20 protein-coding genes and 1 other RNA gene are annotated in these 20,428 nt (G+C 38.0%); 5 read left to right on the top strand and 16 right to left on the bottom strand.

The window, feature by feature from the left end; all coding sequences use genetic code 11:
• Positions 1-42: 42 nt before the first annotated feature.
• Positions 43-741, top strand: coding sequence for a Crp/Fnr family transcriptional regulator (locus ACLLO5_RS23020; RefSeq protein ID WP_413172822.1), 699 nt, complete (start codon positions 43-45; stop codon positions 739-741).
• A gap of 124 nt (positions 742-865) precedes the next feature.
• Here the strand turns inward: ACLLO5_RS23020 and ACLLO5_RS23015 are convergent, their stop codons facing one another.
• The 8 genes from ACLLO5_RS23015 to ACLLO5_RS22980 all read right to left on the bottom strand — a co-directional run bounded on the left by ACLLO5_RS23015 (position 866) and on the right by ACLLO5_RS22980 (position 8,203).
• On the bottom strand, positions 866-1,159 hold the full coding sequence (locus ACLLO5_RS23015) for a P-II family nitrogen regulator (protein ID WP_413172821.1): 294 nt from the start codon (positions 1,157-1,159) through the stop codon (positions 866-868).
• A 4-nt stretch (positions 1,160-1,163) separates the two neighbouring features.
• A complete protein-coding gene (locus ACLLO5_RS23010; protein WP_413172820.1) occupies positions 1,164-2,144 on the bottom strand; it encodes a sodium-dependent bicarbonate transport family permease in 981 nt (326 codons plus the stop codon).
• 162 nt (positions 2,145-2,306) lie between these two features.
• On the bottom strand, positions 2,307-3,128 hold the full coding sequence (gene thiD / locus ACLLO5_RS23005; protein ID WP_413172819.1) for a bifunctional hydroxymethylpyrimidine kinase/phosphomethylpyrimidine kinase: 822 nt from the start codon (positions 3,126-3,128) through the stop codon (positions 2,307-2,309).
• Between the two features lie 149 nt (positions 3,129-3,277).
• Positions 3,278-4,552, bottom strand: coding sequence for a M16 family metallopeptidase (locus ACLLO5_RS23000; RefSeq protein WP_413172818.1), 1,275 nt, complete (start codon positions 4,550-4,552; stop codon positions 3,278-3,280).
• 124 nt (positions 4,553-4,676) lie between these two features.
• On the bottom strand, positions 4,677-5,918 hold the full coding sequence (locus tag ACLLO5_RS22995; RefSeq protein ID WP_413176166.1) for a M16 family metallopeptidase: 1,242 nt from the start codon (positions 5,916-5,918) through the stop codon (positions 4,677-4,679).
• A 257-nt stretch (positions 5,919-6,175) separates the two neighbouring features.
• A non-coding RNA gene (gene ssrS / locus ACLLO5_RS22990) (6S RNA) lies at positions 6,176-6,359 on the bottom strand.
• A 213-nt stretch (positions 6,360-6,572) separates the two neighbouring features.
• On the bottom strand, positions 6,573-7,718 hold the full coding sequence (locus tag ACLLO5_RS22985) for a 5-(carboxyamino)imidazole ribonucleotide synthase (protein ID WP_413172817.1): 1,146 nt from the start codon (positions 7,716-7,718) through the stop codon (positions 6,573-6,575).
• Positions 7,709-8,203, bottom strand: coding sequence for a pentapeptide repeat-containing protein (locus tag ACLLO5_RS22980; RefSeq protein ID WP_413172816.1), 495 nt, complete (start codon positions 8,201-8,203; stop codon positions 7,709-7,711). Before ACLLO5_RS22980 ends, ACLLO5_RS22985 begins: the two co-directional genes overlap by 10 nt.
• A gap of 54 nt (positions 8,204-8,257) precedes the next feature.
• Here ACLLO5_RS22980 and ACLLO5_RS22975 point away from each other — a divergent pair, with 54 nt between their 5' ends.
• Together ACLLO5_RS22975 and ACLLO5_RS22970 are read left to right on the top strand one after the other, a co-directional pair.
• Positions 8,258-8,383: a hypothetical protein gene (locus ACLLO5_RS22975; RefSeq protein ID WP_413172815.1), complete on the top strand. Its 126-nt coding sequence runs from the start codon at positions 8,258-8,260 to the stop codon at positions 8,381-8,383.
• Positions 8,384-8,875: 492 nt separating this feature from the next.
• Entirely contained in the window at positions 8,876-9,199 is a 324-nt protein-coding gene (locus tag ACLLO5_RS22970; protein ID WP_413172814.1) for a hypothetical protein, read from the top strand.
• Positions 9,200-9,430: 231 nt separating this feature from the next.
• Here ACLLO5_RS22970 and ACLLO5_RS22965 read toward each other — a convergent pair whose 3' ends face one another.
• Positions 9,431-11,362 (bottom strand): GTPase family protein, encoded by a 1,932-nt coding sequence (locus ACLLO5_RS22965; protein ID WP_413172813.1) that lies wholly within the window; start codon positions 11,360-11,362, stop codon positions 9,431-9,433.
• Between the two features lie 319 nt (positions 11,363-11,681).
• Here ACLLO5_RS22965 and ACLLO5_RS22960 point away from each other — a divergent pair, with 319 nt between their 5' ends.
• Positions 11,682-12,440 carry a hypothetical protein gene (locus ACLLO5_RS22960; protein WP_413172812.1) on the top strand — a complete coding sequence of 253 codons (759 nt, stop codon included), beginning with the start codon at positions 11,682-11,684 and terminating at the stop codon, positions 12,438-12,440.
• 144 nt (positions 12,441-12,584) lie between these two features.
• Entirely contained in the window at positions 12,585-12,995 is a 411-nt protein-coding gene (locus ACLLO5_RS22955) for a hypothetical protein (RefSeq protein ID WP_413172811.1), read from the top strand.
• A 153-nt stretch (positions 12,996-13,148) separates the two neighbouring features.
• On the opposite strand, the gene ACLLO5_RS22950 is transcribed toward ACLLO5_RS22955, so the two are convergent.
• The 7 genes from ACLLO5_RS22950 to ACLLO5_RS22920 form a co-directional block, all read right to left on the bottom strand.
• Positions 13,149-13,583: a hypothetical protein gene (locus tag ACLLO5_RS22950; RefSeq protein WP_413172810.1), complete on the bottom strand. Its 435-nt coding sequence runs from the start codon at positions 13,581-13,583 to the stop codon at positions 13,149-13,151.
• A 13-nt stretch (positions 13,584-13,596) separates the two neighbouring features.
• Positions 13,597-13,911, bottom strand: a complete 315-nt coding sequence (locus ACLLO5_RS22945) for a hypothetical protein (protein WP_413172809.1) — start codon at positions 13,909-13,911, stop codon at positions 13,597-13,599.
• 169 nt (positions 13,912-14,080) lie between these two features.
• On the bottom strand, positions 14,081-15,922 hold the full coding sequence (gene ftsH3, locus ACLLO5_RS22940) for an ATP-dependent zinc metalloprotease FtsH3 (RefSeq protein WP_413172808.1): 1,842 nt from the start codon (positions 15,920-15,922) through the stop codon (positions 14,081-14,083).
• 113 nt (positions 15,923-16,035) lie between these two features.
• Positions 16,036-16,827: an aminotransferase class IV gene (locus tag ACLLO5_RS22935; RefSeq protein WP_413172807.1), complete on the bottom strand. Its 792-nt coding sequence runs from the start codon at positions 16,825-16,827 to the stop codon at positions 16,036-16,038.
• Positions 16,828-16,887: 60 nt separating this feature from the next.
• Complete coding sequence (locus ACLLO5_RS22930; RefSeq protein WP_413172805.1) at positions 16,888-17,673, bottom strand: hypothetical protein; 786 nt, start codon at positions 17,671-17,673, stop codon at positions 16,888-16,890.
• 25 nt (positions 17,674-17,698) lie between these two features.
• Positions 17,699-18,916: an acetate kinase gene (locus tag ACLLO5_RS22925; protein WP_413172803.1), complete on the bottom strand. Its 1,218-nt coding sequence runs from the start codon at positions 18,914-18,916 to the stop codon at positions 17,699-17,701.
• A gap of 105 nt (positions 18,917-19,021) precedes the next feature.
• Positions 19,022-20,374: a (Fe-S)-binding protein gene (locus tag ACLLO5_RS22920; RefSeq protein WP_413172802.1), complete on the bottom strand. Its 1,353-nt coding sequence runs from the start codon at positions 20,372-20,374 to the stop codon at positions 19,022-19,024.
• Between the last annotated feature and the right edge of the window lie 54 nt (positions 20,375-20,428).

Here is a 20,428-nt window from a genome sequence, read left to right as displayed (position 1 = left end):
TGCCACATCTCATCTTCAACCCCCTTGTCACCCGTTAAGATAATGCAGGCATCCTTAACACAAATTACCCAGATTAAAGTGTTTGCAGATTTAGAAACCACAGATAAACTAAATCTGCAACCTTATACCGTCGTAAAACATTATGGAAAAGGAGAGATAATTTTTCATGAAAGTGATACCTTACCCGCTAAATTATATGCTGTTGCCAGTGGAGTAATTAAAGTTAGTAAAACAGCAACCACAGGTAAAGAAACAATCCTTCGTAACTTAGGAACTGGAGAAATTTTCGCTGCACCAGCATTATTAGGTAACGGCATTTCTCCAGCTACTGTCACCGCTGAAACTGACTGTGACATTCTCACCCTAGAACGAGATGCCTTATTAACAGCTATTCAAAAAAAGCCGGATATAGCTTTGCGAATGTTAGTAGTTTTCAATAACCGCATACAGCAATTACATGAAACAGTTCACGGTTTAGTTTCAGAAAGAGCAATTATTCGACTAGCTAGATTAATTCAATATTTCGCGACTACATCAGGAACAGAAATCACACCAAAAGGTAAATGTTTAAAAGAAAGCTTATCATATTATCGCATGGCGCGGAGCATAGGTATTACCTATGAAGAATGCGTGCGGTTAATTAAAAGTATGAAATTAATAATCTCCTATCATCGAGGTGGGGAAATCACAATCATTGACATTGATAAATTAAACGATATTGCCGATGGTAAAATTGAGTAGGGTGGGAAATACCCACCAAAAACATTACCCAAATGTAGCAAGGTTTTCTAATTCACAGGCATCAAAAACTATAGTGGTATGCACTTGAATGAGATACATAATAGCCTTGTCGGTTAAAAATCAACTAATGTATAATTGATTTGGCATCAGAAACAACACATACACCCCCGAATTTTTTGAGAATAGGTCTAATCGCTTCCACTACTTGATGTTCTTGTTCTTCACTACAAATAGTCATAATATAACCATTAGTGAGTGCATGACCTTCTAAATCATCAATAACTCGACCTCTATGTCCTTTACCTATCACATCCTCAATAATTGTATATCCAGAAACGCCTGCATTATCTAATATTTTTAAAACCTTTTGTAGTTCTAAAGAATTAGTAATTATTTCAATTTTCTTGACAATTTGCACCTGGTTATACTCCTATAGTCTTGATAATATTGAAATACAAAGGTATACCCACAATAATATTAAACGGAAAAGTGATAGCTAAAGCCATAGAAACATATAAACTTGGGTTGGCTTCAGGAACAGTCATTCGCATTGCTGCTGGTACGGCAATATAAGAAGCACTAGCACAAAGTATGGCAAACAAGAGAGCATTACCTTCAGACATACCAATTAGCTTGCTAATCAGGATGCCGATAATTGCATTAGCTACAGGCATAAAAACGCCAAAACCAATGAGAAAGAAACCTGTACTTCTCAAGTCTTTGATTCTTCTAGCAGCTACCATACCCATATCTAGTAAAAAGAATGATAGCACTCCATAGAAAATATCTTGGGTAAATGGATGTAATTTTTCCCAGCCTTTTTCTCCTGTAAGAATTCCCACTATCACACTACCAATTAGGAGAAATACAGAACCATTTAAGAAAGCTTCTCTGAAAACCTCACCCCAAGAAAATTTTTCGTCTTCTTCGTCTTCTTGATTTTTAGCAAAGAATCTCACTAAAACAATACCCACAATAATAGCTGGAGATTCCATCAGTGCCAAAGCTGCTACCATGTGTCCACCACTAGGAATATTGAGAACTTTGAGAAATGATTGAGCCGTAATGAAAGTAACTGCACTAATAGAACCATAAGTTGCAGCAATAGCCGCTGCATTATAATTATCCAACTTCCATTTCAGAAGAAAAAATGAATAAATAGGTACAACCGAAGCCATAAATATAGCTGCTAAAAGAGTAAGAGCAATTTGAGAATTAATTCCACTTTCTTCAATTTCATATCCACCCTTAAACCCAATTGCTAGTAATAGGTAAAGAGAAAATAATTTAGGTAATGGTTGAGGAATTTCTAAATCAGATTGCAGGAAAATTGCCAGCATTCCTAAAAAAAAGAATAATACTGGCGGATTTAAGATGTTGGACAATATAATGCTAGAATTCATTCTTTATGAAGTGGATTTTTTATTTTTGTTTTTTATACTTCAAACACAATAAATATACCTGTTAATATAGACGTTTGTAAATGAGTATCATAAATAAAATCTCACTGCTCTCTATTCTTGATTTCATAAGCATTCTGACTGCTGACTCCTGAATTCTCACACTTATTTTTGCAACAACGGGAAAAAATGTCCCACAGGTCCTTGTCCCTTCCCAATATCCAAAGAATAAGTAAGCGCAGTTGTCACATATTCCTTCGCTTGTTGTACTGCTGTCCACAAATCTTTACCCAAAGCTAAATTAGCAGTAATCGCAGCTGATAAAGTGCAACCAGTACCGTGAGTATTTTTTGTTTCTATTTGTTGCGTTGTCAAAGTTTCCAACTTTTCACCATCAAACCATACATCTACACCGCGCAAACTTCCAGACATTCCTCCACCCTTGACTAAAACAGCCTTAATTCCTAATTTCTTAAATATGATTTCTGCGGCTGTTTGCATATCTGCCAAAGACACAATTTCTAAACCGCTTAAAATCTGTGCTTCATAACGATTAGGTGTAATTATCGCCGCTTGGGGAATCAGTTCATTACAAAGAGTTTGCACAGCATTATCATCAATCAATTGCGCTCCCGTTCGTGATACCATCACTGGGTCAACTACCAAAGTATCAATTTTTAAAGCTGCTACTTCCTGCGCTACAGCGGAGATAATTTCCTGATTTAGTAACATTCCCGTTTTGGCAGCTTGGACACCAATATCTTCAACCACCGCCCGAATTTGGGCAATTACAGCTTCTTTCGGCATGGCATCAACTCGCATCACACCCATAGTATTTTGGGCTGTAACGCAGGTAATAGCACTTGTACCGTGAACACAGTGGAAAGCAAAGGTTCGTAAATCTGTTTGAATCCCCGCACCTCCACCACTATCAGAACCAGCAATAGTTAAAGCTACAGGTGTTGATTTTGAGTTGGGTTTTATCATGGGAAAATAGGTGACAGGTGACAGGTGACAGTCAAGAGGAAAGGGGGCAGGGGAGCAGAGGAGCGGAGGAGCAGGGGGGAAAGATTAATTCCTTCTTTCTTCTTTCTTCTTTCTTCTTTCTCCTGCCTCCTGACTCCTGACTCCTTCTTCTAACTTACTGCTGATTTTATTGCTTCCTCTTGTCCAACTAAAGATAAATACGGTTCTTGCAAATAGCTGTTGGCTGCTGTCATTGCTAATTTGGAACTGACTTTGTTAATGAGTTCGGGAAATTCATGGTCAAATTCAATTCCTAAACCCAAAATCTCATACCAACCGTATATTTGAGCGATTTGTCCGTTGGTTTGTTTACCTAAAGCATACTGTCCCAGGATTTTATTTTTGGCTGTTTGCAGTTCGTCGGCTGATAGTTCATTACTACATAATAGTTCTACTTCTTGGCGCAGTCCTTCGAGGGCGATACTGGTATTTTCCGGTGCAGTTCCCATATAAACTATAAATGAGGCGGGAAAGAGGCGTGTGGAGAACATAGCAGAGACTTCGTAGGCTAAACCTCTTTTTTCTCGTAATTCTACAAACAAGCGGCTAGAAAGCCCATTTCCTAAGTATGTAGATAATAATTTCAGGGCTGCGTAGCCGGGGGCGCTAACTGATGGACCCATGTAACCCAACATGACAATTGATTGTTGTGTATTTAAGGGTTTGAGGCAGGATTTGGGGGTGACAGAAATTGCTGGTAAATCTAGTATGGGACGTAGTTGGGCTGGTTGTGGCCAATCTCCAAAGACTTCTCCTACTAGGTCTAAGGCTGCTTGTGGTGTAATGCGTCCGGCGATACTAATAACGATGTTATCTGGACGAAAATGGGTTTGGTGAAATTCTACTAAGTCTGCACGAGTGATGCTGCTAATGGTTGTTTCTGTACCTAAGACTGACATTGAGTATGGGTGTTCTTGGTACATGGCTTGTCGCATTTGTTCAAAAGCCAGGTTAAAGGGTTGTTCTTTTTGGGAACGAATATCTTGTAGTGCTAACCGCTTTTCTAGTTCTACTTGGGTTTCGGGAAATGTGGGCGATCGCAATAACAACCCTGACAATGTTAAAATATCTGCAAAATCGGCACTCACTGTTTTTAAGGACAGCAAGAAGTAATCTGTACCAGCATCTGTACTTAAACTTGCTCCTACTGATTCAACTTTTTCCGCAATTTCTAAGCTCGATAAACCATCGCAACCCTTTGTCATTACTGATGATAACAAATGTGCTAAACCAGCTTTTTCCCGGTGTTCATAACAACTACCAGCACGTATAAAAATCCGCCCTGCAATAATATCCGCAGCTTGATTTTCTACCACTAAAACAACAATGCCATTAGGTAATACGGTGCGATGAATAGAGGAGTTAGAATTATCTATATTTTGCATTCTTAATCAAGAGGTGACAGGTGACAGGTGACAGGTGACAGTGAACAGGAGAAAGAAGGCAAGAGGCAAAAAGCAAGAGTTTTTAATTTTTAATTTTCCTCCCCCTACACCCCACACCCTGTTATTAATACGGTTTGAGAATAGTAACTGCGTAATTTTGCGGTGAAATGTATTTTTGTGCTAATTGTTGCAGTTCTTGGGCATCAAAGGACTGAATTTCCTGGGGATAAGTAACTGCTAATTCAGCTTGGGCAATGGTATTGTAGTAACCATATAGGGATGTTAACTGATTTGGTGTTTCCGTTGCAAAGGCATATTCATTACACAATGCTCTCCGGGTACGATTCAGTTCTTGCTCGCTAATACCCGTAGTTTGTAAACTATGTAAATGTTCCTGAATTAAAGACTCTACTCGCTCTAGGTATTCTGGTTCTAACCAGGCGGTTATTGTCAACAAACTCGATTCCCGTTGTAGGGAAAAATTACTACAAATTGCTTGCACCAGTTGTTTTTCTTCCCGTAAATCATGCACCAAGCGGGAAGTCCGTCCTTGTGCTAATAATACTGATAGGAAATCTAAACCATGACCATCTCGGAGTTGTTCTACACCTGGTGCTATCCAAGCCATCATTAACCGCGCTTGCTCTAGCCTTGGTAAAATCACCTCTCGCCGGCAAATACCTGTAATCACTGGTGCTGGTATTTTATCAGATACAGGACAATTAGAGCGATCGCTAAAATCTGCAAAGCTACTATTTACCAATTCCCAAGCAGATTCTTGGCCAATACCACCTACAACCACCACTGTCATATTTTCTGGTTGGTAGTGAGAACGATGAAAACAGCGCATTGCTTCTGGTGATTGCTGCATTAATTCCTGCTCAGTACCCAACACAGAACGTCCATAGGGATGATCTCGATAGACATTTTTCTGTAGAGATTCATATCCTATCCAATCAGGATCATCCGCACAACCGCGAATTTCTTCTAAAACAACATCCCGTTCCCGGATAAATTCATCTTCGGGAATTGCCGCATTCAGCAAAAGTTCGCCTAAATGGGGTAAAGTCTCTGCTAAGTAAGGAGTAGCTGTGGTGAGAGAGTAATGGGCATAATCATGGCTTGTTGCTGCATTGCTCACACCACCCATCTTTTCAATGTTATAATCAAACTCCCCAGGCGGTAAGGTATCTGTACCTTTAAAAATCATGTGTTCTAGAAAATGCGCCATTCCAAACCAAGGTTCTGGTTCTAAGGTTGCTCCAGCACGAACCCAAACATCTGCCACCACTACAGGGGTAGCGGGTATCTCCTGATGAATAAATGTCAAACCATTGTCTAGGTGAAAAACCGAGGCTGGAAACACTGTGTTAATGGGGTATTTGGTCAATTTTTTTGTATCTTCAACTACAATTTAACCTAATCTGCTGATCTTAACTCTGAATTTTCCTGAAAATAGCATCAAACTATACAGATTTTAGTCTTTTAAAGCTTCAAAGCAAGCAGGGTGTGGGGTGCAGAAGAGAAATATGTTCTTCTTCTTATTCTTCTGTACTCCTGACTCCTGACTCCTGTTAACTGACAAAGCTCCCAAGCTGAAACAACCTGGGAGCAAATATTTTTAAGTTCACCACAACGCCGTTTTACCTAAGTTTATGACCTGGTTAAACCAGGTGGGAACGGTAGTTTCTCGTTTAAAGTTTCCGGGTACACGCCCGGTCTACTGCCACAAGAACTGATTTGCTCCCTTTTCTTTAAAGACATAGATCAAAAAACTTGAGGGCAGTCACCAACGTCGCAGTGCAACTAACTCATTATAACTATCAAAAACAATTTGTGTGTTGCATGATGAAAAAAATTTGTCAGGAGTCAGGAGTCAGGAGGCAGGAGGCAGGAGGCAGAAGGCAGGAGGCAGAAGGCAGAAGGCAGAAGGCAGGAGGCAGAAGGAATTAATCTTTCCCCCCTGCTCCTCCGCTCCTCTGCTCCTCCGCCCCTCTGCTCCCCTGCTTCTTCCTGTCACCTAACCGGGATACCAGATTGATTCTACAGTCTGAATGATAGACTCGATCACGTCTCGGTTTTGCTGTTCTAGTAAGACGGTAATATGTCCGAGTTTACGTCCGGGACGAGATTCTGTTTTTCCGTACCAGTGCAAATAAGCTTGGGGTATATCTGTTAATTTTTGCCGTTGCTTTGAATAATCGCTATGTGAGTTTTCATACCCTAGAAGATTGACCATCACTGCACTGGGGCAATGTAAGGATGTATTGTTCAAAGGTAAACCAGAAACGGCTCTTAGATGTTGTTCAAATTGGGAAGTTTCACAAGCATCTAAGGAAAAATGCCCAGAATTATGAGTTCGTGGTGCTATTTCGTTGATCAGTATTTTACCTTCAGCGGTAATAAATAGCTCAATGCCAAAAATGCCTACTACTTGCAGATTGTTTAATATTGTATGAGCGATCGCATTAATTTCTGCTGCTTGTTCGGGTGTAATATCCGCTGGTGCAATTACTCTCCGACAAACTTGTTGTTCTTGTTGGGTTTCTACCACTGGATAAGTGACAATTTCCCCATTCACAGAACGCGCCGCAATTATAGCTAATTCTCTGGTAAAAGGAACAAATTCTTCTACTAAAAGCTGTGCATTACTTTTATTGACTACAGTTGACAAAGTTCCTAAATCATGAATTATAAAAGTTCCCTGTCCATCATATCCATGTCGTCTAGCTTTGAGAACAATGGGAAAACCTAAATATTCTATTTTCGATTCAATATTTGCATCTGCTGATTTTTCCAGAGCGAAGAACTGAGGAACAGGTAATCCTAAATCCCGTAAATAGCAACGTTGATGATATTTATCTAATAGCGGAGATAAAGCTGCTAATCTGGGACGAAAACAAACACCTTCTTGCTCTAATAAAGATAAAGCATCTAGATTAACAAATTCATTTTCAAAGGTGATGACATCGCATTTTTTAGATAAAAATTCCGTTGCTGCTGCATCATCAACTGCGGCCAAAACGGTATCTTGCGCGATAGCTACAGCGGGATCATTTTTGCTAGGAGTTTGTACTATTAATTCTACTCCTAGTTTTTTGGCAGCATCCCCCATCATCCAGGCCAGTTGTCCACCACCAATTATACCAATACGCTTTATCGACATCCTAACGACTCACGAGTTTCTACACCAGTTTGAGAATTTACACCACTGGCTTTTTGACATAGCTCTTTTATTTGCGCTCGATCTAAAATAGCATCACTAAAGTCTGCACCTTCGATGTTGACATCAGTAAAGATAGAACGCAACAACAGAGCTTCTAACAAAATAGCATCACTTAAATCAGCCCCGTTCAATTTTACTTCATTAACCATTGCATTGGTTAAATTTGCTCCATGTAAATTAGCTTTTGTCATCACTGAAGCACTAAAAACGGCTCCCCGCAAGTCAGCACCAGTAAAATTAGCCATTTCCAAGTTAGCGTTGGAAAACTCCGCAGCTTGTAAACTTTCTCCTGAAAAATCGTGTCTTCCCAACTCTGCATTACTAAATGATAGGGGATGAGTCCAGGAAACTGCTAGTGCGGGAGATGTGACACACCAGATGATAATTGCGAGAAGTAAAGCTAACCCTTGGCGTAAATAGATCATTTTTTAACCAATTGTCATGTTTCATATATTTTACTTGACGGGGCAACAGACAAGTTGGTAAATGCTGATGGTTGGTTGCCAACTTTGGCAGAAAAAGCTGAAAATGAACGTCAACGGGCAGATAAATTAGCGGAATATTTGCGATCGCTCGGCGTAGATCCTGATACTGTCATTAATTAGCTAGTTCAATAGCACCTGTTTTCTCAAAAAGTAAAGCTAACTGCTTGTAAATACATCATTTCTTAACCAATTGTAATGTAATATTTTATATATTTCCCTTTACACGATGATCATGAACTTCATCTCAATATTGCTTAATACTCTGTAATAAAATTCTACTTTTCTATAGCAAAAATTCTTTGTTCCTCTATAACAAAATTGATAAATTCATTATTCCTCAAGAGTTTAGCGATTACTCACTATTCTATTTACATTTATTGATATTCATCATTTCAAGTAAAGTTTATTGTATTTTTTGGCTGGCTATCTTTATTCCCTGTTATTCTTTTGATTAAGGACAGCAATATAAACTGCTGAACTTAATTTGCTGATTATTTCATTCATAATTATGGAATTAGCGTTAATCTTATAAGCATTTATTACTTTGTCAAGAATCTCCGATAAATCTATATTCATTATTTACTCAAACTGAAAACTGGAATTGGTATCCTCATGATGAATCATTACTCTATTGAATGGATCGAAGCTTGGTGTATGGAAAACGGCTGGACAGATTTATTTGTAGAACGCCGTGGTAACTATTGGGCATTTCCTCCAGGGGGAGTAATGCCGGAGCCAATTCCGGTTCATGTTTTGAGAGTAATTAAAGAACAGAATGGATTAACTAATCAGGAACTATTCTGGTCAATGGCAGCTGTAGTTATTACCATCTTATCTGTTATTTATACCTTTGCATTCAAGTGTCCGATGCCGTTGGTTTTTGCTTTTGCGTTTAATGCAGTGACAGTGGCACAGCTTGAACCAGAAGATGTCTAGATTATTGATTTTGACAATTTTGGTAATTGAGAAAAACTGCTTTCTTCAAGCATAAAAAAGAGAGCAGTTTTGATTTTATTAAATTTCTAATATTTTTGCTAGAACTCTGATTAAAACTTCTAAATCATTAGCTAGTGAATAAATAGTGATATCTTCAGTTATTTGCTTTCTGTTTGAGATTCAGACTTATACAAGATTTAACTAAAAACCTTATGTTTGCGTAGAGGTAATTCATGAATTACCTTTATTTTCGTTGTGTTCGCGTAAGTCCTGGAGATAATAATCAAATCTTTCTCTTAGTTGTTCAATGGTTAAATTTTGAGTCCAATATTCTATTAAAGCATGGCCAAATGCCCAAGCGTTAGTATCTGGTTTAGCAGTATTTTCTAACAACAAAGGCCAAAGAGATAATAAATCAAAATTGCGGGATTTAGAACTGTCTGTATTTAATAGTGGAAACAGTTCATAAGCCATCTGCAATTTACCAATAACTATGGGTAATTGTTCCACAGGAATTTGTTCTGCTAGAAGATAAGCGAGGGTAGGAGAACCTGTTGATAAAGTGGAAATAAATTGTAAAACAGGACTTTTTAGAAGAGCAGTAAGTCCTTGGGTAGTTGCCATTTGAAATGTATAACGGTCAATAATTTTAGCGGATTCATTAATGCGGGTTTCTAGGTTACGTAAAAAGCGGGTGAGACGTAATTGTTTAGCCGGATTTATGGCTGATAATAATCCTAAAGATAACTCATCTAAATTCCAAGCATTACGTCCAGTTTTTACGTCGGTGGTGACAATGGGTACAACTAAATTAGAGTAATTTCCTAACAATTTATGCCGATATTCTGTTGCTTCTCGAATAGAGATTTCTTTGGGTTTATTTCCTATTTTCCAATTATAAGGAGGTTGCCATTCACGGATAGGACGTAATTTATCTACTTGGGTGACTATGGTAATAATGGGTAAATCTGCAACTTCTGCTTTAATATCTTCGAGAAAGTCTACATCCATTTGTAAAGCGGGATCTAATGCGGGAGTAACTAATAACAATAAATCGGCTTTTGTGGCATAATCAATAACTAAATCTCGCAAATCATCACGGTTGACTTGTTCATAACCGGGAGTATCGCAAAGATTGAGAGTTTCTCCAGTGTCTGTTGTCCAATGATAATTTTTAATTTTATCAGTGCTGGGTAAAACATCCACAACAGCAAGTTCACTTTGAAAAATAGTATTAATTAAACTACTTTTACCTGCACTTGTACGTCCGACAAGGAGAATATTAACTGGCTTTTGTTCTACTTTTTCTGGAGGTTCTGCTTGGGTAAGAATGTCACGCAGGGTTTGGGTTTTAGGCTGGGATAGGGTGGGGGTAGGTAATTCAATTTTAGTCCCTGTATAGAGTGCGATCGCTTGTTGGCATAAGTTCCGCAAAGCTGCTTCTCTTAATAATTGACTCAAATTTATGAGTAATTCTTGAGAAGCACGATTACTGACACCTTGACTAGCTTTTTTTGCTACCGCAGCCACAGGATTTAATAACCATTGCGCCCAATTCCAAACACGCCAAAATTTGCGAGCAGATGGTTCTAATTTGCGGTAAACTTCGTAAGCTTGATACGCTTGTCCGACGGTGACTTGATTGAGAACTGGTGATAATTTTTGCATCCATTTATCCATATCATCGACTGTTCCGCGAATCAGTCCATAGACTTGGGGAATGTAAATGTTAAGTAGAGGATATTTTACTTCTGGATTATAAATTTGTGCGATCGCAACTACTAAATCTTGACATCTTTGCCAAAAAGCTTGTAAATCTTCCCAAACTGGACGATCATTTTGCGAATCAGTCAGAACTTTTTGTAATGCGGCTTCTATTTGATGGGTTTTGTCTTTTCCCGTTGATACATTGAGATTATTGTCGCTGCTAGATTCCAATTCTTCCTGCACTTGTGCAAATACAGCTTCAATTTGATTTACCGCAGGTTTAGTCCAGCGTACCAGCAACCAACGCCAACCCACCAAAATAAGAGTAAATACAGCCCAAATCCAACTTAATCCCCAAGCGTGAATTTGTGTTCCTGCGGCTATAAGTAGGAAACCGATAATTATCGCTATGGGTGAAACTAGGATAATCCATTGCCAGGGTTTTAAACGTACCATTAGTTTGATACCTGTTTTTTGTATTTTGTCTATTTCTATTGTGGATGCTGAGTTACTGCTTTATCATTCATGTTACCAGGGATATAACATCCTGTGATAGTGTTATTATCATCACATGATAAATACGCAAGATGATTTCAACTATGACGATGACAATCTGATCAAGGAAAGGTTGATGTTATAGAGCAATTTAAGGATAAGTTTAAGAATATAAATGTAAAAGTATTCTGGGACTACCCCGATGTACCAAAAGTAAAATGGTAATACTGTTATAAAAATAACTCTAGTTAATTAAATAATGCAGAAAAAGGAGACTTATATGATAATACAATCAGTTCAAAATATAAATTATAAACAAGAAATATCAAATAATATTCTTCCAAATGAATTTCAATTGTTATTTGATAAAATCAAGCTAGAACATTATGAAGAGTTATATGAACCAGAAGCTGATGGAACGGACTCACTCCAAGATACCTTAAAAAAAGTCTTAGAATTGATTCGTCACGATGATGAAAAATTGGCTTATTGTCGTTATCTCTGGATGACACTTATCTTAACTCTAGCTGTAGAACCTACTCTAGAATACTATGATTCTAAAAATTTATTACCAAAACAGGTTATCAAGTTCATCTCATCAGTCTTGATAAAGAATATTAATAATAAAACTACTACTAAGATGATCGATAATCATATACTTGATAATTTAATAACTGAAATATTTAAATCTCATGAATCTTATTTTCAGCATAAAGAAGCAAATTTTCAAGAAATAAATGAAGCATTAGATGTTTTTTATAATGCGATTAAAGTTATCAAATATGACCAATCACTAGAAGCAATTTTAGAAATATTAGAAGATTGCTTAGAAGGTGATGCCATTTTTCCAGGTTCAAAAGGCAGACGTGAGTTATTTAACTGGTGGTTAGAGGATGTTGTACCTGCTAGTTATAAGTTATCACCTCCTGAAATATTCTATGTAGTAGAGGGAGTAAAAAATAAAGAAGAAATTAGATCGCGTCAAACTCGGTTGTTAGAAGAAATCAGCGAAAAATTAGGTCTGCTCTACAAGAGCTAGAATCAAAGAAACACAATAATTACATCTTTCCCACTCCAGGAAAAATAAGTATTATATCATTTAAAAATGGTGGTAAAATACCATATCAATCCAAAATTCCTCAATTAACTTAAATTCTTGATAGGGAGTTAAATAATAATTATTATGAGTGAAAAAAAAGACAATAACCAAGACTTAATAGGTGCATTGGTGCAATCTCTCCAAACCAGAAACTTTGAAGAAGAAGACGACGAAGAAATTGCTACAGAAAAAGAAAGTTATGGAGAAGAATACATAACTCAATTACAGACTGCTTGCAATAATTTCCTTAAAAAAGATTCCTTTCAAGTGGGACAACTGGTGAAATGGAAAACAAACCTCAAAAATAGGAAAATCCCTTATAAAAATCAGCCAGCTATTGTGGTCGAAATACTGGATAAACCTATTATTAGTAATGACGATGAATCTGGTAGTCCATATTTTCGAGAAAACCTAGATATCATTTTAGGAATATTGGTTGATAATAATATATTCCTAACCTTTTACCACGATAGTAGAAGATTTGAGGCTTACTGAATCTTGCATTCCATAAACTACTCCATGTCAATCAAGCTTTGTATTTTGGTATTAACCTAGCTCAAAAAAATTGGAGTAACTCCAGAAAACCCAGAATTACGATACATTTAATATTTCATCTATAAAATACGGAGAAAATTAAGTGTTAGTAACTTATCTTTTATCAAGCAAATCTATATCTAAAAGCCAATTTTCATCAACCAATTCCATATTTTCATTATAGATAAGAACTAGCTCACCTATATTTTGAATAGTTGGAGGTGGGAATGGGGAATATTTATCATCATGTCCTAATGCAGCATACATAGAAGCCGCCAAAGAATGATGACTAATTCCTGTAAGAGAAAATTTGAGTTTTAGAAAGCGTGTACCTTGGGTAACACCTACAACAGTGCTGACTAATTTTGCTTCTATAGTGCGAGGTAAACTAATTGATTCATAATATTCATCCTGTTCATCCCAATAACCATTGATTGTATAACAGCATTTTTCAAGATGTTTTTGAACAAGAGAATTAGTATCTAGATTTTCTAATATCTCAGTTAAATCTTGCCAGACTTGGTGATTTTTCAATTGAAGTGTAGTCATAATCTCTTCTGGATTAATGTTGTGTTACAAAACCAGGAAAATGTAATATACCATTAATATATTTGGCGTGAAACCGTCTATCGCCACCGTTACCTAATACTTTAGATTTTAAATCATATCCTTTTTCTTCAGAATCAACAAGCCCACTACTACCCTCTGGATGTACCTGCCCTTTTGCAATTGCTTTTAAATGCTTTCCTTTACTATCATATCTTATACCTAATTTTATTTGTTTGTCGCTAAATGAAACTTGCAAATCATAAGTTGAAGCATATACAAGGTCAGGTTGAATATTTTGCCAATTATTGGGTAATGGTAAGACTTCCATGATATCTAAAGGTTTACGGCTTTACTGAGCCTTTTATGGAATCGAATAATGTATCAAACAATCGTATCATGCCAGTTTGTAGAGAAATGGGATGAGATAAAAAAAATGGGTAACTCCAGAAAATCCAGAATTACCCCAATCTTAAATTTAAAATTCCTACTACTAGCTATTAAGCAAAAGCAGCAGTTTTAACATCGTTATTCGCTAGAATTTCTTGCAATTCATCAGCGTCAACGGTTTCTTTATCAATCAGCATTTGGGCGATTTCATCTAAGATGTGGCGGTTATTTACCAACACTTCTTTCGCACGGATGTAAGCTACATCTACTAATTTACGAACTTCTTCATCAATTGCAGCGGCTGTTTCTTCGGAGAAGTCACGTTCAGACATGATATCTCGACCCAGGAACATATTACCTTGTTGACGACCCAAAGCCACAGGACCTAAGCGATCGCTCATCCCAAACCGAGTTATCATTTGTCTAGCAACTCTGGCTACTTGTTGCAAGTCGTTGGAAGCACCGGTGGTCACTTCTTCTTCACCAAAGATGATTTCTTCAGCTAAACGACCACCCAAAGCTACAGCCATCTGATTTTCCAGATAAGCACGGCTATATAAACCTGTATCCATGCGGTCTTCGCTAGGAGTAAACCAAGTCAAACCACCAGCACGACCACGGGGAATAATGCTAATCTTTTGTACAGGGTCATAGTCAGGCATCAATGCACCAACTAAAGCGTGACCAGCTTCGTGATAAGCAACCAAGGTTTTACGCTTTTCGCTCATTACTCGGTCTTTCTTCTCTGGGCCAGCTAATACCCGGTCAATTGCATCATTAATTTCATCCATCGAAATTTCAGTTAAATTCCGACGTGCTGCTAAAATTGCGGCTTCGTTCAACAGGTTGGATAAATCTGCACCTGTGAAACCAGGAGTACGACGAGCGATTTTATCCAAGTCCACATCTTTAGATAAGGTTTTACCCCGTGCGTGAACTTTGAGGATTTCGCTGCGTCCAGCGTAGTCAGGACGGTCTACAACCACTTGACGGTCAAAACGACCGGGACGCAATAAAGCTGCGTCTAGTACGTCAGGACGGTTGGTAGCAGCAATGATGATGATACCAGTGTTACCTTCAAAACCATCCATTTCGGTGAGTAATTGGTTAAGGGTTTGTTCCCGTTCGTCATTACCACCACCTAAACCTGCACCCCGTTGACGACCTACTGCGTCAATTTCATCAATGAAGACGATACAGGGAGCGTTGGTTTTTGCTTGTTCAAATAAATCGCGGACGCGGGAAGCACCCACACCAACGAACATTTCTACAAATTCAGAACCGGATATTGAGAAGAAGGGTACACCAGCTTCTCCAGCTACCGCACGTGCGAGGAGGGTTTTACCGGTACCAGGAGGACCAACTAACAATACACCTTTAGGAATTTTTGCACCAACGGCGGTAAAGCGATCGGCGTTTTTCAAAAAGTCTACTACTTCGTTTAATTCCAGTTTGGCTTGGTCAATACCCGCAACGTCGCCAAATGTTACTTGGGTTTGGGGTTCCATTTGCACTCTGGCTTTAGATTTACCAAAGTTCATGGCTTGGCTACCGGGTCCACTTTGAGCGCGACGCAATAAGAAAAATAAACCAACTAGAAGTAATACAGGGAAAAATAAACTGCTGAGTGCTTTAAACCAAAATCCTTCGTCAGTTTGGGGTGATACCGCAATATCAACACCTTTAGTAGTCAGTGTATTGATTAAGTCTGGATCGTTAACTAAGGTGACGCGCTTTTTATTAGGGTCATATTTAGGCGTAACCATTGCTGTAGAACGGTCTGAACTGAGACTGACCTTTTCTACTCTACCGCTTTCAACTTCTTGAATAAATTGACTGTAACGCCATGTTTCTACTTGTGGGGGTTGGTTGTCAAAAAACGCAGTCCCTAAAGCAATTACAACTATAAACAACAGCGCGTATAGCCCTGTATTTCTCCATCTTTTATTCACTGAGGTCTATCCTCCTGTATCTTTTGTGCGTTAGTGTAAATTCTCTAAAATAAGAGAGGGCATTATGAGAATTATGTTAACTTATCTTAAGATATACCAAAATGGCGTTCTTGTCATGGTAGAAATAATCCTTTGAGTTGTGAATAACAAGGATGGTAAGGATTATATTCTAACGATCCTGTTGGCTGTTGTACGGTATGGATGGGAATTATCTCTACGACACTATTAGTGTAGGCGATCGCATCAAATTTTTTGACTAGTTCTGGTGTCCAAAGTTCCTGCTGGATGGTGATTTCACGTTTTTTTAGCTGATTGATGATGTGCGATCGCTCAATTCCAGGTAAAATTCCTACTGTTAATGGTGGTGTCCACCAACTATCTTCTTTCCATCCCCAAAGATTTCCTGTGCTGGTTTCTAGCCATTTTCCCTCACCATCTATTAAAATCGCTTCTTCGGCTTTGGAAGACTGCACAATATTTCTTGCTAACCAAGCACTCAAGTAATTGCCGGTTTTATGACTGGGGAGAGAGCGGGCAAATTCTGCCTTGGTAAGGGCAGCTATTATACCATTATTTTGCTTTTGGGTCAGGTTTTCTGGTAATAATCTGCCTGTGATCCATTCTCGACCATCGGGAAAAATAGTAATTTTCAGAACGGGAAAGAGTTGTAAAAGAATTTCTGCACCTTGACGCACAAAATCCCAATCTGGTTCTGTCCAATCGAAGGTTTGTAAACTAAATTGCAGACGGTAACAATGTGCCTGCCAATTAGTTAAACTATGATCAAGGGAATGATTATAAACTCTCAAGGTTGTAAAAACTGTAGCCCCATAAATCAAACCTGGATCATTAATATCTAATTCCAGTTTTTGTGATTCTATTAATTTGCCACAATACCAATACATAATAGGGAGCAGGGGGAGTTTATTAAACGATTGTCAATTTCAATTATCAATTGATAAAGTCTAATCTTTCTCAGGTAAAGTTACAGCAGGTACACCATCAGAGTTAATCACTACTTTACCTCCAAGGTTTTCAATTTCTTTGATTGCCCGTTTGCGAGTTTTATCATCTACATTATTCTGTAAAACCATTGTCCAAGTTGCAATTCTGGCAAACTTACTATCAGGGTTGTTTTGGAGAAACTGTGCTGTTTTTCGGGATATAAAAATTAAATTTTTACTCTCTTGATCATCATATTTACTAGCCCATTCTGCTGCTTTCAAAAAAGATTTTCTTGCCGCTTGGGAATCACCTAAAAATAATAACTCATCTGTACCTTTATAACGCCAGATATAATAAGATTTTGCTGGCAAAGTAGGAGACATTGATTTTAAGCCGTTGTCCATGATAGCAATCGTTCTTTCTGGCATACCTGCATATAAAGAAGTGCTGACAGAAAGACCAAGATAAGCTTGTAAAAATTTAGGGTCACGTTTGAGGATAACTTCAAAAAATTCTGGGCTTAAACTATAACCTATTTTATCTCTGACTTCATTATCACCAAAGTATTGTAAAAAATCTATATATGCCCAATTAGCAATGATGTTATCGTAACCCAAAGTGGGTATTTCTTGGAGTAAACTCAGACGCAAACCTTCTTTTTCCTGGTCTTTTTCTAAAGCTTCTATAGACATAGATTGTTTGCTATTTAACAATTTTTGTAGCCTGGGGTATTGACTGAGGCTAATTCCTAAAATGCAGAAACAAGCTACCAAAGGGGTAATAATAAATTCACGAGAGAAGAACATATTCAAATATTGAAAATGATATTTTTTATTGTTGTAATAACTGCCAACATTGTTGAGCGATTGCCCAATCTTCTTGAGTGTGTATAACTAATATTCGCACATTTGCATCATCTGTAGCAATATCTACATCAACTGGCTGTTGTTGATTTTTTTGAGGGTCTATTTTCATTCCTAAAAATTCCCAAGCTTCACAAGCTGCTTGGCGAATTCCTGCGGATTTTTCACCTACACCAGCGGTGAATACTAACGCATCCAATCCCCCCAAACTAGCCAGCATAGAACCGATACCAGCCTGCAAACGATGCACGTATATATCATAAGCCAGTTGAGCGCGATCGCTACCTTGGTTAATGGCTGTCATAATTTCTCGGAAATCGCCAGATATACCCGAAATTCCCTTTAATCCTGAAGCTTTATTTAACACATAATCTAACTCTTCAACTGAGTAATCAGATTGACGTAGCAAGTGTATGAGAATTCCTGGATCAATTGAACCAGAACGACTACCCATCATTAAACCATCTAAGGGTGTAAAACCCATTGTTGTATCAATACTTTTACCGTTTTTAATCGCAGCTAAAGAACAACCATTACCCAAATGGCAGGTTATTAACCGCAATGATGTTAAATCTCGGTTGAGAATTTGCGCTGCACGGTTAGCACAGTATTGGTGACTGATACCATGAAAGCCGTAGCGACGGATACCTTGTTCTACCCATTCATAGAGTCCGGGATAGATGGCAGCTGCATCGGGTAAAGTGCTGTGAAAACTAGTATCAAATACTGCTACTTGGGTGATAGTTCCTAAACTTTTTTCCATGGCTTCTATGCCTTCCAAAGCGTGTGGATTATGTGCTGGTGCTAGAGTAGAAAGATGTGCGATCGCTTTTTTGACATCTTCAGTAATTATTACACTATGACGGTAGTCTAGCCCACCATGTACCACGCGATGTCCCACCACATCAATTTCCGATAATTGACCAATTACTTTGGTAGCACCATCAGTCAAAGTATTAAGCATATAAGCCACGTGCGCTTTACGGGAATCACTATGAATGGATTCCTTTAGTACAGCACCTGTTGCTGTTTTTACCTCAATTTCTGCCTCACTCCGTTCTTGATTCCAATCAATTTTTCCCTCCCAAAGAGGTTGCAGAACTTTGTTAGGTAGATTTGCATCAGGAATTTCATATAAACAACTTTTTTGGCTGCTTGAACCAGCATTTAGAACAAGTATTTTCATAAAACCATAGAAAACATAACCTGTTTGATGATGTCACGCTATGCTATCAAAATCCCCAACTTTTTACAAAAATTGGAGATATTGTAGAGATGAGCATAGACAATTTTACAATTTCAACTTCTCTCCACGAATAGAATAATCTAACAACTCCATCGGGTGCATTACTGAAATAGTCTTACCTTGTAAATATTTACTAATTTGCAAAGTACAACCAGGATTTGCAGAAGCAATTAAATCAGCACCTGTATTTAATAAATTCTGCGCTTTTTGTTTACCTAATTCCTCCGCAACTTCCGGCTGCAACATATTATAAACACCCGCACTACCACAACACAAAGCCGCATCTATAGGTTCTCGTAAATTCACACCCGGAATTTTTCTTAATAACTGACGTGGTTGGACACTAATCTTCTGACCATGTAATAAATGACAAGCATCTTGATAAACTAAAGTTAAAGGTTTATCTGTTAATTGTGAAAGTTTAGCAGTTAAACCAACATTCGCTAAAAACTCCTGTGCATCTTTAACTTTTGCTGCAAAAGCTTTAGCTTTCTCTGCATACTCTTGGTCATCGGCTAAAATATGACCATATTCTTTTAAAGTATGACCACAACCAGCAGCATTAATAATTATAAAATCCACATTTGTATCAGCAAAACTATCAATCATTTGTCTTGCTAAAGCTTGCGCTTGTTCCGTTTGTCCTTGATGTTCAGGAAGTGCAGCACAACAACCTTGAGATTTAGGAATTACCACTTCACAACCATTAGCAGTTAAAACCCGCACCGTTGCTTCATTCACAGAAGAGAAAAACAACCGTTGCACACATCCCAAAATCACCCCAACACGATATCTTTTTTCACCTTTAGCAGGAATTACATCCGGTAAATTATCTTGAAAAGATTTGAGAGTAATTTCCGGTAAAATAGACTCCATTGCAGCTAACCGGGGAGAAATAGCTTTAATTAAACCCGTAGCTTGCAATAACTTAGAAACTCCCAACTTTTGATAAACCAATAAGGGAAAAAGTAAAATTCTTAACAGATCAGGATTAGGAAACAAAGAAAAAATCAATTGTCGCACTAACTTATCAGGTAAACTGCGATTATAATTCCTTTCCACCTGATGTCTAGTTGCCGAAATCAACTTATCATACTGCACACCAGAAGGACAAGTAGACACACAAGCAAGACAACCCAAACAAGAATCAAAATGTTCAACAGTTGCCGTATTTAAAGCAATTTCCCCCTCATTAATAGCATCCATTAAATAGATACGTCCCCTGGGTGAATCCATCTCCTTACCTAACACCCGATAACTAGGACAAGTAGACAAACAAAAACCACAATGAACACAACTATCAATCAACTTTGGATCAGGAGGATGACTTTCATCAAACCCCTTTAAATTCTTAATACTAGCAACATTATTAACAGCACCATCTGAAACTTCTTGCATTTCTCTTTCCCCTCTTAACTTCGCGTTCTTTGCGTCTTCGCGGTTCATTCTCTT

It is taken from the genome of Anabaena azotica SJ-1, assembly GCF_047275885.1.
GTDB lineage: Bacteria > Cyanobacteriota > Cyanobacteriia > Cyanobacteriales > Nostocaceae > Trichormus_B > Trichormus_B azotica_A.
This window is presented reverse-complemented; position numbering and strand designations above follow the sequence as displayed.

What these genes read in the sequence shown, in the direction of transcription:
- ACLLO5_RS23020 (WP_413172822.1), top strand. Translation starts at nt 43, where the DNA reads ATGCAGGCATCCTTAACACAAATTACCCAGATTAAAGTGTTTGCAGAT.
- ACLLO5_RS23010 (WP_413172820.1), bottom strand. Translation starts at nt 2,144, where the DNA reads ATGAATTCTAGCATTATATTGTCCAACATCTTAAATCCGCCAGTATTA.
- thiD (WP_413172819.1), bottom strand. Translation starts at nt 3,128, where the DNA reads ATGATAAAACCCAACTCAAAATCAACACCTGTAGCTTTAACTATTGCT.
- ACLLO5_RS23000 (WP_413172818.1), bottom strand. Translation starts at nt 4,552, where the DNA reads ATGCAAAATATAGATAATTCTAACTCCTCTATTCATCGCACCGTATTA.
- ACLLO5_RS22985 (WP_413172817.1), bottom strand. Translation starts at nt 7,718, where the DNA reads ATGTCGATAAAGCGTATTGGTATAATTGGTGGTGGACAACTGGCCTGG.
- ACLLO5_RS22980 (WP_413172816.1), bottom strand. Translation starts at nt 8,203, where the DNA reads ATGATCTATTTACGCCAAGGGTTAGCTTTACTTCTCGCAATTATCATC.
- ACLLO5_RS22970 (WP_413172814.1), top strand. Translation starts at nt 8,876, where the DNA reads ATGATGAATCATTACTCTATTGAATGGATCGAAGCTTGGTGTATGGAA.
- ACLLO5_RS22965 (WP_413172813.1), bottom strand. Translation starts at nt 11,362, where the DNA reads ATGGTACGTTTAAAACCCTGGCAATGGATTATCCTAGTTTCACCCATA.
- ACLLO5_RS22960 (WP_413172812.1), top strand. Translation starts at nt 11,682, where the DNA reads ATGATAATACAATCAGTTCAAAATATAAATTATAAACAAGAAATATCA.
- ACLLO5_RS22955 (WP_413172811.1), top strand. Translation starts at nt 12,585, where the DNA reads ATGAGTGAAAAAAAAGACAATAACCAAGACTTAATAGGTGCATTGGTG.
- ACLLO5_RS22950 (WP_413172810.1), bottom strand. Translation starts at nt 13,583, where the DNA reads ATGACTACACTTCAATTGAAAAATCACCAAGTCTGGCAAGATTTAACT.
- ACLLO5_RS22945 (WP_413172809.1), bottom strand. Translation starts at nt 13,911, where the DNA reads ATGGAAGTCTTACCATTACCCAATAATTGGCAAAATATTCAACCTGAC.
- ACLLO5_RS22935 (WP_413172807.1), bottom strand. Translation starts at nt 16,827, where the DNA reads ATGTATTGGTATTGTGGCAAATTAATAGAATCACAAAAACTGGAATTA.
- ACLLO5_RS22930 (WP_413172805.1), bottom strand. Translation starts at nt 17,673, where the DNA reads ATGTTCTTCTCTCGTGAATTTATTATTACCCCTTTGGTAGCTTGTTTC.
- ACLLO5_RS22925 (WP_413172803.1), bottom strand. Translation starts at nt 18,916, where the DNA reads ATGAAAATACTTGTTCTAAATGCTGGTTCAAGCAGCCAAAAAAGTTGT.
- ACLLO5_RS22920 (WP_413172802.1), bottom strand. Translation starts at nt 20,374, where the DNA reads ATGCAAGAAGTTTCAGATGGTGCTGTTAATAATGTTGCTAGTATTAAG.